This is a genomic window from Bacillus sp. CHD6a, assembly GCF_001293645.1.
In the GTDB taxonomy this organism is placed as follows: Bacteria; Bacillota; Bacilli; order Bacillales; family Bacillaceae_I; genus Sutcliffiella_A.
Map to the genome: position 1 here is coordinate 1 of NZ_LBMD01000013.1, position 11,537 is coordinate 11,537.

12 protein-coding genes are annotated in these 11,537 nt (G+C 39.2%); 11 read left to right on the forward strand and 1 reads right to left on the reverse strand.

Annotated elements, in window-relative coordinates; translation table 11 throughout:
* The first annotated feature begins 345 nt into the window (after nt 1-345).
* The 3 genes from AAV98_RS11880 to AAV98_RS11890 all read left to right on the forward strand — a co-directional run bounded on the left by AAV98_RS11880 (nt 346) and on the right by AAV98_RS11890 (nt 2,564).
* Nucleotides 346-1,107 (forward strand): enoyl-CoA hydratase/isomerase family protein, encoded by a 762-nt coding sequence (locus AAV98_RS11880; protein ID WP_060665789.1) that lies wholly within the window; start codon nt 346-348, stop codon nt 1,105-1,107.
* Nucleotides 1,108-1,196: 89 nt separating this feature from the next.
* Nucleotides 1,197-1,814: an RsfA family transcriptional regulator gene (locus AAV98_RS11885; RefSeq protein ID WP_060665790.1), complete on the forward strand. Its 618-nt coding sequence runs from the start codon at nt 1,197-1,199 to the stop codon at nt 1,812-1,814.
* A gap of 336 nt (nt 1,815-2,150) precedes the next feature.
* Complete coding sequence (locus AAV98_RS11890) at nt 2,151-2,564, forward strand: thiol-disulfide oxidoreductase DCC family protein (protein ID WP_060665791.1); 414 nt, start codon at nt 2,151-2,153, stop codon at nt 2,562-2,564.
* Nucleotides 2,565-2,625: 61 nt separating this feature from the next.
* On the opposite strand, the gene AAV98_RS11895 is transcribed toward AAV98_RS11890, so the two are convergent.
* The gene (locus tag AAV98_RS11895; protein WP_060665792.1) at nt 2,626-3,120 is read right to left on the reverse strand and encodes an N-acetyltransferase; all 495 of its coding nucleotides are present in this window, start codon (nt 3,118-3,120) and stop codon (nt 2,626-2,628) included.
* Nucleotides 3,121-3,337: 217 nt separating this feature from the next.
* Here AAV98_RS11895 and AAV98_RS11900 point away from each other — a divergent pair, with 217 nt between their 5' ends.
* From AAV98_RS11900 to rsmH, 8 genes are all read left to right on the forward strand, one after another.
* The gene (locus AAV98_RS11900) at nt 3,338-4,681 is read left to right on the forward strand and encodes an acetyl-CoA carboxylase biotin carboxylase subunit (RefSeq protein ID WP_060665793.1); all 1,344 of its coding nucleotides are present in this window, start codon (nt 3,338-3,340) and stop codon (nt 4,679-4,681) included.
* A gap of 34 nt (nt 4,682-4,715) precedes the next feature.
* Nucleotides 4,716-4,928 (forward strand): acetyl-CoA carboxylase biotin carboxyl carrier protein subunit, encoded by a 213-nt coding sequence (locus AAV98_RS11905; RefSeq protein ID WP_060665794.1) that lies wholly within the window; start codon nt 4,716-4,718, stop codon nt 4,926-4,928.
* A 36-nt stretch (nt 4,929-4,964) separates the two neighbouring features.
* The gene (locus AAV98_RS11910; RefSeq protein ID WP_060665795.1) at nt 4,965-6,509 is read left to right on the forward strand and encodes an acyl-CoA carboxylase subunit beta; all 1,545 of its coding nucleotides are present in this window, start codon (nt 4,965-4,967) and stop codon (nt 6,507-6,509) included.
* Nucleotides 6,510-6,638: 129 nt separating this feature from the next.
* The gene (locus AAV98_RS11915) at nt 6,639-7,568 is read left to right on the forward strand and encodes a 2-dehydropantoate 2-reductase (RefSeq protein WP_060665796.1); all 930 of its coding nucleotides are present in this window, start codon (nt 6,639-6,641) and stop codon (nt 7,566-7,568) included.
* Between the two features lie 61 nt (nt 7,569-7,629).
* Nucleotides 7,630-8,019: a DUF3397 domain-containing protein gene (locus AAV98_RS11920; RefSeq protein WP_060665797.1), complete on the forward strand. Its 390-nt coding sequence runs from the start codon at nt 7,630-7,632 to the stop codon at nt 8,017-8,019.
* A 57-nt stretch (nt 8,020-8,076) separates the two neighbouring features.
* The gene (gene bshC, locus AAV98_RS11925) at nt 8,077-9,732 is read left to right on the forward strand and encodes a bacillithiol biosynthesis cysteine-adding enzyme BshC (RefSeq protein ID WP_060665798.1); all 1,656 of its coding nucleotides are present in this window, start codon (nt 8,077-8,079) and stop codon (nt 9,730-9,732) included.
* A 299-nt stretch (nt 9,733-10,031) separates the two neighbouring features.
* Nucleotides 10,032-10,463 carry a division/cell wall cluster transcriptional repressor MraZ gene (gene mraZ, locus AAV98_RS11930; protein ID WP_060665799.1) on the forward strand — a complete coding sequence of 144 codons (432 nt, stop codon included), beginning with the start codon at nt 10,032-10,034 and terminating at the stop codon, nt 10,461-10,463.
* Between the two features lie 132 nt (nt 10,464-10,595).
* Nucleotides 10,596-11,534 carry a 16S rRNA (cytosine(1402)-N(4))-methyltransferase RsmH gene (gene rsmH, locus AAV98_RS11935; protein ID WP_060665800.1) on the forward strand — a complete coding sequence of 313 codons (939 nt, stop codon included), beginning with the start codon at nt 10,596-10,598 and terminating at the stop codon, nt 11,532-11,534.
* Nucleotides 11,535-11,537 lie beyond the last annotated feature (3 nt).

Genomic DNA, 11,537 nt, shown 5'->3' on the forward strand with positions numbered 1-11,537 from the left:
GTGAAGGAACGGAAAACGGTAGAAGAGAAGCCGTCTCACCGCCCAAACAGCAGTGAAGGAAGTGAAAACGGTAGGAGAGAACCCCTCTCTCCGCCCGAACAGCGGTGAAGGAAGTGAAAACGGAAGGAGAGAAGCCGTCTCACCGCCCGAACAGCAGTGAAGGAAGTGAAAACGGTAGGAGAGAAGCCGTCTCTCCGCCCGAAACTCGCCCAAGCAAACACAAAACGGTAAAAGATATACCTACTCAACACCTCCTCCTATCAATTTGACCACAAAATCCCCCACACCCCACCAAAAATAAGTTAAAATATACACAATACTCCAAAAAAGGTGGTCCACAATATCATGACAGAATCAAAAGTCCACACTCACATAGATGATGACCAATACTACTGGTTTACCATCAACCGCCCCGACAAACGAAATGCCATTGATTATGATGTAATGAACGAATTAAAGTCTTCACTAAATGAAGTAAGAGAAAATTCTGCTATCCGAGCTTTCATCATCACAGGCAGTGGAAATCAATCCTTTTGCTCCGGTGGGGATCTGTCTGTTTTTCATGCATTACATACAAAAGAAGAAGCTTACAGCATGCTTTCTAAAATGGGGAAGATTTTATATGACCTTATGACGCTGCCGGTTCCAACCGTTGCTTTAATTAATGGTACTGCAATAGGGGGAGGCTGTGAAATTGCATCCGCCTGTGATCAACGCTGGGCTTTGACTCATGCAAAACTTGGATTTGTTCAGGGGAGACTTGGAATCACCACCGGTTGGGGAGGAGCGAGCATGCTGATGGAAAAAATACCGCATGCAAGTGCTATTAAAATGTTGACTTCAGCCAAAACATATACCGCCAGTGAAGCAGTGGAGTTAGGGTTTATCCAAAAAGTGGTTCCATTCTTTGAACCCCAGTCTTTACAAGAGGATATCGCAATTTCTTCTGCAGTATTGAGAAGCTACAAAAAGAGTTTTATCTCCAGATGGGAACAGACAGCTTTAAAAGAAAGAATGCTAGCTGAGATAGAGCAATGTTCCGTCCTTTGGGAACAAGATGAACATCACGATGCCGTAAAAGCTTTTCTAGAAAGTAAGAAAAAATAGAATAAAGGGCATTTTAGTCAACACGTAGTCTATCTTTTCTATTACACGCATATGTATAGGTAAAAAAAGTGTGTAAGGGGGATAGCAATATGTCTACTGTTCGTCAAGATGCTTGGACTCAAGATGAAGATTTATTGTTGGCGGAAGTGGTTTTACGATATATAAGAGAAGGCGGAACCCAATTGACGGCGTTTGAGGAAGTGGGGAAAAAGCTTTCTCGAACATCTGCTGCTTGCGGTTTTAGGTGGAATTCTTATGTGAGGAAACAATATGCAACAGGAATTGAATTGGCGAAGAAACAACGGAAAGAGTTGAAAAAAGAGCAAGCTGCTCCTCAACCTGTTGCCTTTGAAAATGATTTCGGTGCAATCAATAATAAATTATATGCAGGAGATAACCTGACAATTTCAGCTGTAATCAGTTACTTAAATCATCTAGAGCAATTAGAAAATGAATATACAAAAATCAAAGAAGAGAATCAAAGCCTGAAAAAGCAAGTGGAGCAGCTAGAAGCTGACCTTAAACATATAGCAGAGGCAAAGTTGGAACTGGAATCATCCATGAATTTGGTAGAAGAGGATTACCGTGCATTAATTGAAATCATGGAGCGCGCCAGGAAAATGGTTGTACTTCAAGATGATGAAAAAAACAAAAAAGTGAAATTCCAAATGGATCGTAACGGAAATTTGGAAAGAGTGGAGAAATAGCATTATTAGAGTAAGACCATCCTTTTGAAGGGTGGTTTTTTCTTTGGTTATGGACTGCTAGAAATTCTGGGAAAAAACTTTCCCTTATGGTTCTCTAAAAGCCCGAAGAAAGGGAGACCCCAATTGATAAGTCCAATAAAACAATTCTATCCGCTCGAACGACACGAGAATCCCTTTGAAATGTTTAATAGAATGATTATATTCAACTGAATTTCATAGGTATGCCCATATAATGTACAATAGAAATGAGTAATAAAAACACATTAGAGAGATTTAGTTGTATAATGAAAAAGTAATGGAATGATCTGGATGGTCTTTGAAAGGAGAGATAGCATTATGCCGGAGATTCATAATACGGAACACTCAATTCTTCTTTTTGATGGGGTATGTAATTTGTGCAATGCGTTGGTGCCGTTTGTGATCCAACGTGATAAAGGATCAACTTTTAAATTTGCTTCCCTTCAGTCAGAAGTAGGACAAACCATATTAAAGGAGCATTCTCTCCCGGTGGATCAGTTTGATAGCTTTTATTTTGTGGATGGCAATAAATTATATACCAAGTCGACAGCTGACTTAAAAGTGGCCAAAAATTTAGATGGTGGATGGAAGCTTTTCTACCCACTCATCTTAATACCTAAACCCATAAGAGATATGATTTATTCTTTTATTGCCAAAAACCGATATAGATGGTTCGGAAAGAAAGACCAATGCATGTTGCCAAATCCAGAAATGAAAAAAAGATTCTTATAGGTGAAAAAAGAAAAGAAAAAGGTAATTGCCGGCCAAGTACACAGCAATTACCTTTTTTTATTTAATCTGTCGTTTCCTCTTTTGTAGAGACTCTATCTTGAGCCTTAACTCCTTCTGGATACCACACAAGCGGATTTTCTCCTAAATCGCGTTCCACATCATAATGTACAGAAGTGAATCCCATACGATTCCAGAAGTCCGCCGATTTGACTCGAGGGTTCGTTTTGATTGGGAGCCCAAACCCTTTCGCGAAATCAACTAATTCTTTGCCAAAGCCTTTGCGCTGGTAGTTAGATAATACTTCTAGTTTCCATAACTCTAAATAATCTTGGCGAGGTTCGAAATATTTATCAAGTTCTTTAGAAACACGGTAGAGACTCATTCTTGCTACAAGTTTTTCACCATAATAAATACCATAGAAGGGTGATTCGCTGTCATTCTCGATAATGTTATCTTGTAGGTCTTCTAACATAGATAGTTCCTGTATGCCGTATTCCCTGAACTGTTTGAACTCTTCCAATGTTTTATAGTTAATTGATAGTTTTTTAACTGTCATATACAATTCCCCCTTGATTATATCTAATGGAAGCGCCTACCTCTATACATATTAGGCAGAATGGTTTATTTTAATATTAATTATATAACAAAAAAACAAAAAATTCTGCAATAATTTTAGAAAGCGCTTGCAATCAAAGGAGGAAATCGAAGAATTATGTAGAAATAGTAGTTTGTTAGGATTTAAATTGCAAGTTCTTTAGAAAGGGGATTACTCCATGCAAAAAATACTGATTGCTAATCGAGGAGAAATTGCAGAAAGAATCATACGAACATGTCAGCGATTAGGGGTAGAAACAGTTGCTATATATTCAGATGCTGATAAGGATTTGCCTTATGTTCAGCAAGCGACAGTAGCTAGACATGTAGGTGAGGCCCCGCCTCAAAAATCATATTTAAACGTTGAACGGATTTTGGAAATCGCAAAAGAAGAAAATGTGGATGCAGTTCATCCAGGCTACGGTTTTTTATCGGAGAATGGGGAATTTGCACAAGCGCTTCATGATGCAGGATTAACTTTTATCGGCCCAAATGTTGATGTCATTAAGTTAATGGGAGATAAATTATCTTCCCGCAGAGCGATGATTAAAGCTGGTGTACCTGTCGTTCCGGGCTCTGAACAGCCTGTGGAATCATTGGAGGAAGCGTTGGTTCTTGCAGAAAAAATTGGTTTCCCTGTAATGTTAAAAGCAAGTGGGGGAGGCGGTGGAATTGGAATGCACCGCTGTGAAAACAAACAGGATATCGAGAATACTTTCGAACAGACCAAGAAACGAGCGAAAGCTTATTTCAAAAATGAAGATATGTTTATTGAAAAATACGTGGGTAATGCCAAGCATATAGAGGTGCAGATCTTTGGAGATGCACATGGTAATGTCGTACATATGTTTGAAAGGAACTGCTCTGTTCAAAGGCGGAATCAAAAGGTTATTGAGGAAGCACAGAGTCCGGCAATGAGCGAAGAGGCTCGAATAAAGATTTGTGAAGCTGCTGTTTTGGCTGCAAAGGAAGTAGGTTACAAGAATGCAGGAACTGTGGAGTTCATTATGGATGAAGAGGAAAATTTTTATTTCCTTGAAATGAATACCAGGCTGCAGGTTGAACACCCGATTACGGAGTGCATCACTGGCCTTGATCTTGTAGAATGGCAACTTAATGTGGCGGCAGGGGAAAAACTTCCGCTGCAACAGGAGGAAATCACAAGCACTGGACACGCGATAGAGTTTCGTCTATATGCAGAAGATCCAGTCAAATTCTTTCCTTCTCCAGGTCTCATTACAAAATGGCTCCTTCCGAGTGAAAAAGGAGTCAGGGTCGACAGCGGCTATGGTCCTGATCTAAAAGTAACACCGTTTTATGACCCAATGATTGCTAAGATTATCGTTTCCGGTGAGACAAGAGAAGCGACAATAGAAAGGGCAAAAGAGTATTTGAGAGCAGCTTCAGTTGAAGGAATCAAAACGAATCTTCCGTTTTTGATTCACGCCCTTGAGGCAGATGATTTTGTCTCAGGTCATTATCATACCGGTTTCATTCAGTCGATGAAACCTATTACAACTTAAAACAATTACAACACGAGATCAGGAGGAAATTACAATGAAAAAAGTGGAAGCAGCAATGGCAGGTACAGTTTGGAAAGTGTTAGTGGGAGTTGGCGATGAAGTGACAGCAGGTCAAACAGTTATTATTTTAGAGTCCATGAAAATGGAGATTCCAGTGGAAGTGATGATGAACGGGAAAGTGGCCAGCATTTCTACGGCAGAAGGCGAATTCGTAAATGATGGAGATGTGCTGCTGGAATTGGAATAGTATTTTACAACGTTGAGAAGAAAGCGGGGGATTAAGATGATAAAAACCACCACTGATTTAGAACAAGAGTTTCAAGAAACAGTTGAAACGATTAAGAGCGGCGGAAGTGAGAAATATCACGAGAAATTAAAGGAACAAAACAAATTATTTGTTCGTGACCGCCTTGCTCTTTTATTTGACAACGGACAATACGAGGAGGATGGACTTTTTGCCAATAATAAAGCCAAAGGTCTTCCTGCTGATGGTGTTGTAACGGCAATAGGGAAAGTAAATGGTCAGACAGTTTGTGTGATGGCAAATGACTCTACTGTTAAGGCGGGCTCATGGGGAGCAAGAACGGTAGAAAAAATTATTAGAATTCAAGAAACTGCCGAAAAGTTAATGGTTCCGATTCTTTATCTAGTTGACTCTGCCGGAGCGAGAATAACAGACCAGCTAGATATGTTCCCAAATAGACGTGGAGCAGGAAAAATCTTTTATAACCAAGTGAAACTTTCCGGAATGGTACCTCAAATTTGTCTATTATTCGGCCCATCTGCTGCTGGAGGTGCATATATCCCGGCTTTCTGTGACATTGTTGTGATGGTGGACGGAAATGCATCCATGTACTTGGGATCACCGCGGATGGCGGAAAAGGTAATTGGGGAGAAGGTTACATTGGAGGAAATGGGTGGAGCGAGAATGCACTGCTCTGTCAGTGGTTGTGGAGATGTCCTCGCTGCTTCAGAAGAAGAAGCTATTCAGCAAGCCCGTAAGTATCTGGAATATTTTCCTGGCAGTTACCAAGAAAAGACGAAAGAAGTAGATCCTGTTAACCCAAAAGAAGGAAGAGCGCTGACAGATATTATCCCTGTAAATCAAAACGCGCCATTTGATATGTATGAAGCGATCGATCAGTTGATTGATGCAAACAGTTTCTTTGAAATAAAGAGATTATTCGCACCTGAATTAATAACCGGCTTTGCACGCATGGATGGAAAGGTTGTCGGGATTATTGCAAACCAGCCAAAAGTGAAGGGTGGAGTACTTTTTGTCGATTCTGCTGACAAAGGAGCGAAATTCATTCAGCTTTGTGATGCCTACCACATTCCTTTACTGTTCCTTGCAGATGTTCCAGGTTTCATGATTGGCACAAAAGTGGAACGCGCAGGTATTATCCGCCATGGAGCTAAACTCATTGCAGCGATGAGTTCCGCAACGGTTCCGAAAATTTCTGTGGTGGTTAGAAAAGCTTATGGAGCTGGACTTTATGCGATGGCAGGCCCAGCATTTGAACCAGATTGCTGCATTGCACTTCCAACTGCACAAATAGCAGTAATGGGACCAGAAGCGGCAGTCAATGCGGTATACTCCAACAAAATTAATGAAATTGAAGATCCAAAAGAAAGAATTGCTTTTGTACAAGAAAAGCACCAAGAATATAAGGAGCATATCGATATCTATAAGTTAGCTTCTGAAATGATTGTAGATGATATTGTTCCTGCAAAAGAACTGCGAAGTGTATTGATTAGCCGCTTCCATTATTACTCAAGCAAGCAAATGACATTTAGTCATCGTAAACACCCGGTTTATCCTGTGTGAAAAATGTCCAGTGCCCATTTGTGGCACTGGATATTTTTTATGTGCAAGATACCCTCAGGGAAAAGAACAGTACCCCCACTAACAATAAATTGGTACAATAGAGAAAATAGGACTAAAGAAGGGGATACGATGAATATTGGAATCATTGGCGGAGGTGCTGTCGGCCTTCTATATGCCTCCCAGTTATCAACACAATTTGCTGTCACTCTTTATGTTAAGCGACAAGTACAACAACAACTACTAAAAGAGCAAGGGATAACTGTCCTGCACCATGAAAACGGGAATGAAACAAGAAAAGTTAAAGTCATGATGTGGGAGAACGATACTCCTTTAAAGGACGATTTAATCATTGTTGCAACAAAGCAATATGGCCTTACTGCCATCCTCCCTGTCCTAAAAATGTGCACAAGAGACCAATCAATCCTTTTTCTCCAAAATGGAATGTCACATATTGATTTGCTCGAACAGTTTTCCAAACCTCAAATTTTAGTAGGGGTAGTAGAGCATGGTGTAAAGAAAATCAACGATTGCACCGTCATGTGGACAGGTAAAGGGCGTACAAAAATAGCAGGTTACCCTGTGACAAACAAAGACCGGCATGCTGCTGCTTTCTTTGTTAATGGTTGGTTGGATTCAATCGGTGTAAATTTTCCACTTGAAGTGTGCATGGATTATTACGGTATGATGATTGAAAAATTGCTTGTTAACGCTATCATAAACCCTTTGACAGCTATATTTGATGTTCGTAATGGAGAGCTGTTATTAAATCAATACTATCAAAACTGCATGAAGCGGTTATATAATGAGATGGATTTTTTGGTTCAAAAAGATAATAGGGAGCACATGTGGAATCATATCTGTTCCATTTGCGAGAAAACAGCGGAAAACAGCTCTTCTATGAAGCGGGATATAAATGCAGGGAGAGAAACCGAAGTCGATGCGATTTTGGGATATATGATAAACTTGGCTGAAAAACAAGGAAAATCAGTTCCGCTAACAGAATTTATGTATGAAGCTGTTAAAGGGCTACAACATAATGCAAGCTGTAAATACCTCTAATGCTTATTCATCCTGCTTGTACAAAAAAATAATCAAGTAAGTGAAAAGAGGTATGGTAAAAATGTCCGGAATTTTAGCTGGAACTTTCGCTACAATAATTACGCTTCCTATCTTTGCGTTGATTGCTTTTTTTTATATAGCTAAGCTGGTAACAAGAAACAATAAAAAGTCTTTTCATTTGGCGGTTGATGCCTCGACACTATTCTTTATCTTAGCCGTGCACTTTATCATGATTATCATCTGGGATACGTCGTTTCTTTCGGTCATATTAACTGTGTTATTGTTCATTGCGACCGTGATGGTTTTGACACATTACAAGATTAAAGAGGAAATTCATTTTAGAAGAGTCTTTAAAGGATTTTGGAGGCTGAATTTTCTTCTATTTTTTCTTGCATATTTTTGTCTTTTAACATTTGGTATAATGAAACGGGTTTTTGAAACATTTGGCTAAGCAATATTTTTTGAAACAATGGAAATCAATGCTATACTCATGGAGATATCAACACACATGAACGATTTAGAAAGGACGTACTTTATGAATGTAGTAGAATTAACGCTCCCTACTATTAATAAGTTTTCCTCCGCTTATTTAACTCAAAAGGAGAGCATCCTTCCCTTTTTTACATATAACCCTTTTTCTGTAGATACCTACTCAAAGAGAAACGATTATTTGAAAAATAGAAGCTTCAGAAGAAAAGAGCTTGCTGCCCATCTTCTTGACTTTAATCAAAGATTTGATGCGGATGCACAAACCTTACATAGCATTGAAAAATTATCTGACAGCCAGTCGGTTGTTGTTATCAGTGGACAACAGGCAGGGTTATTGACTGGCCCAATCTACACTATCTCAAAAATAATCAGTACAATTAAACATGCCCAAGAACAGGAGCTTAAGCTTGGAATTCCCGTTGTTCCTGTTTTTTGGATTGCAGGGGAAGATCATGATTTTCAGGAGATAAATCATGTCAACCTTCCAAAAAATAATGAAATAGAAAAACATGTGTTTCAAATGAAAGAAGCAGGCAAAAAAATGGTATCGGATCTTCCATATGATAAAGAAAAGTTACACGCTTGGTTTCTTGAAATTGTTAACTCCTATGGAGAAACGCCATTTACAAAAGAGTTAAAACAAGAGTTATCCCAAGCGATAGAAGATTCTTCTACAATGGTGGATATATTTGCCCGCTTGATTGCAAAACTCTTTAAAGGTACGGGGCTGGTTCTAGTAAATGCTTCCGACCCAGCTTTGCGGAAGCTTGAAACGCCTTATTTTCAACAACTTTTAATGAAGCATAGTCAAATTCGACGAGGGATGCAACAGGCCCAAACGGAACTTGAGAAGCAAGGATATTCCCCGATGTTAGAAATTGACTCAGAATCAATGAATATATTCTTTCACCAAGACGGTGAGCGGGAACTACTATGTTGGGATGAAACGAAACAGATTGCCTATATGAAGGATTCTAATCGTCAGTTTACGGTTGAATACTTGAATAAGTTGATGGAAGAACAACCTGAACATTTCTCCAATAACGTTGTAACGAGACCGCTTATGCAGGAGTTTCTATTCCCTACTCTTGCTTTTATCGGAGGTCCTGGGGAAATCAGTTACTGGGCTGAACTTGGTCGATGTTTTCATTCTATGGACCTTGAAATGCCACCAGTTGTACCTAGAATTTCTTTGACTTTATTGGAACGGCATATTGATCGAACGTTACTAGAATTAGGTGAAGATATCTCAGATGCGGTGGAACATGGGCTAGAAGAAAAGCGTAAAGCTTGGTTGTATCAAGAAGAACTTGAATCAATAGAAGCGACATTGAACTTGTATCATGAACAATATGCCAAAGTACATGATCAATTTCGAGATTTAGGTAATCAAACTTTACCGCATCATCAGAAAACTTTTGAAAAGAATTGGAATTTGATTGATAAGCAATTTACCTATATTCATCGACTGATTGAACGTTCGGTATATGAGAAACATGAAAACATGATGAACAAATATGAACGAGTGGAACTTGCTGTATTGCCCAAAGGCATGCCTCAAGAGAGAATATGGAATATCTACTATTTTGTGAATAAGTATGGGATGGATTTCGTCCAAAGGCTATGTGAATTGCCGTTGGAGCATAACGGAAAGCATAAAATAGTTAAACTTTAAGAAACAGCGGGAAAAATCCTGCTGTTTTTTTATTTTCTTTTTCTGACATGAACAAATAAAGAAGAGAGTCGTAAACGAGCATTTACTGAAGAATGATTGTTTATTGTGTTTCCAAGGAGTCAAAAAAAGCCAAGTTTGACCTAATTTCGTCCTTTTGTCAAAAAATGTTGTAAAAAGATGAAAAACGAAAAAAAAGTAGGCTTAAAGGATTTTCTTTTGGGAAAGAGAATAGTACAATAAAGTAAGTGGAGAGAAGTGGAGGATTGTGGGGGAAAGTAGAAGAAAGGTGGGAGAGCCAAATGTTCATGGGGGAATATAATCATACAATTGATGCAAAAGGCCGTATGATTGTGCCTGCGAAATTCCGTGATCATTTAGGAGAAACCTTTGTTCTTACTAGAGGCCTCGATAAATGCCTATTTGGCTATCCGCTCTCTGAATGGAAAACAGTTGAAGACAAATTAAAACAATTACCACTTACTAAAAAGGATGCCCGTGCATTTACACGTTTCTTCTTTTCCGGTGCTTCTGAGTGTGAACTGGACAAGCAAGGTCGAGTGAACATTGCCACTCCATTAGTTCAGTATGCACAACTAGAAAAAGAATGCGTGGTAATCGGAGTGTCTAATCGAATAGAAATCTGGAGCAAGGACAACTGGAATACTTTTGTGGAAGATTCGGAAGACTCCTTCGCAGAGATTGCAGAGAACCTAGTGGATTTTGACTTATAAAAGGGATTTAAATTACAACGAATACGAAGAACAGCCTGGATAAAACAAGATGGTCGGTGAGAAAATACCGAGAGAAAAGAATTAGCAGCAGCTAAGAGGAAAAACAGCCTAGAGCTAGAAAGGCGGTGGAGAATGTTTCACCACGTAACAGTATTACTTAATGAAGCAGTAGAAGGTCTTAACATTAAAGAGGACGGTACGTATGTTGATTGCACATTAGGAGGTGCAGGACATAGTTCCGAAATTGTAAAACAGTTATCAGACAAAGGAAGACTGATTGCATTTGATCAGGATGACCATGCGCTAGAACATGCTAAGAATGTGTTACATAACTATCTGGATCGGGTCATTTTCATTAAAAGCAATTTTAAGCACCTGAAAGAGAAATTGTATGAGCAGGGTATTACCAAAGTGGATGGCGTGTTGTTCGACCTGGGTGTTTCTTCTCCTCAATTGGACACACCTGAAAGAGGATTTAGTTACCATCACGAAGCACCTTTAGATATGAGAATGGACAAAGACAGCCCACTCAGTGCCTATGATGTTGTTAATGAGTGGCCTTATGAAAAACTAGTAAGGATATTCTTTCAATATGGAGAAGAAAAGTTTTCCAAACAAATTGCAAGGAAAATTGAAGAATATCGAAAATCAAAGCCAATTGAAACGACACTAGAATTGGTAGAAATTATCAAGGATGGAATACCAGCTCCAGCGAGAAGAACTGGCGGACATCCTGCTAAAAGAGTTTTCCAAGCAATAAGAATTGCGGTAAATGACGAGTTAGGTGTTTTTGAAGATGCTATCCATCAAGCAATTGATGTTTTAAAAGTTGGGGGAAGAGTATCTGTTATCACCTTCCATTCCCTTGAAGATAGAATGTGTAAAGTAGCCTTTAAAGAAAAAAGCCAACTCCCACAACTGCCGCCTGGGCTACCGATAATTCCAGAAGAATATCAGCCAACGCTTAAACTTGTTACAAGAAAGCCGATACTACCTAGTGAAGAAGAACTAGAAGCCAATAATCGCGCAAGATCGGCAAAACTAAGAATTGCAGAAAAAGCGAAAGACTAAATA

Coding starts and splice junctions, on each gene's coding strand:
- AAV98_RS11880 (WP_060665789.1), top strand. CDS start 346: ATGACAGAATCAAAAGTCCACACTCACATAGATGATGACCAATACTAC.
- AAV98_RS11885 (WP_060665790.1), top strand. CDS start 1,197: ATGTCTACTGTTCGTCAAGATGCTTGGACTCAAGATGAAGATTTATTG.
- AAV98_RS11890 (WP_060665791.1), top strand. CDS start 2,151: ATGCCGGAGATTCATAATACGGAACACTCAATTCTTCTTTTTGATGGG.
- AAV98_RS11895 (WP_060665792.1), bottom strand. CDS start 3,120: ATGACAGTTAAAAAACTATCAATTAACTATAAAACATTGGAAGAGTTC.
- AAV98_RS11900 (WP_060665793.1), top strand. CDS start 3,338: ATGCAAAAAATACTGATTGCTAATCGAGGAGAAATTGCAGAAAGAATC.
- AAV98_RS11905 (WP_060665794.1), top strand. CDS start 4,716: ATGAAAAAAGTGGAAGCAGCAATGGCAGGTACAGTTTGGAAAGTGTTA.
- AAV98_RS11910 (WP_060665795.1), top strand. CDS start 4,965: ATGATAAAAACCACCACTGATTTAGAACAAGAGTTTCAAGAAACAGTT.
- AAV98_RS11915 (WP_060665796.1), top strand. CDS start 6,639: ATGAATATTGGAATCATTGGCGGAGGTGCTGTCGGCCTTCTATATGCC.
- AAV98_RS11920 (WP_060665797.1), top strand. CDS start 7,630: ATGTCCGGAATTTTAGCTGGAACTTTCGCTACAATAATTACGCTTCCT.
- bshC (WP_060665798.1), top strand. CDS start 8,077: ATGAACGATTTAGAAAGGACGTACTTTATGAATGTAGTAGAATTAACG.
- mraZ (WP_060665799.1), top strand. CDS start 10,032: ATGTTCATGGGGGAATATAATCATACAATTGATGCAAAAGGCCGTATG.
- rsmH (WP_060665800.1), top strand. CDS start 10,596: ATGTTTCACCACGTAACAGTATTACTTAATGAAGCAGTAGAAGGTCTT.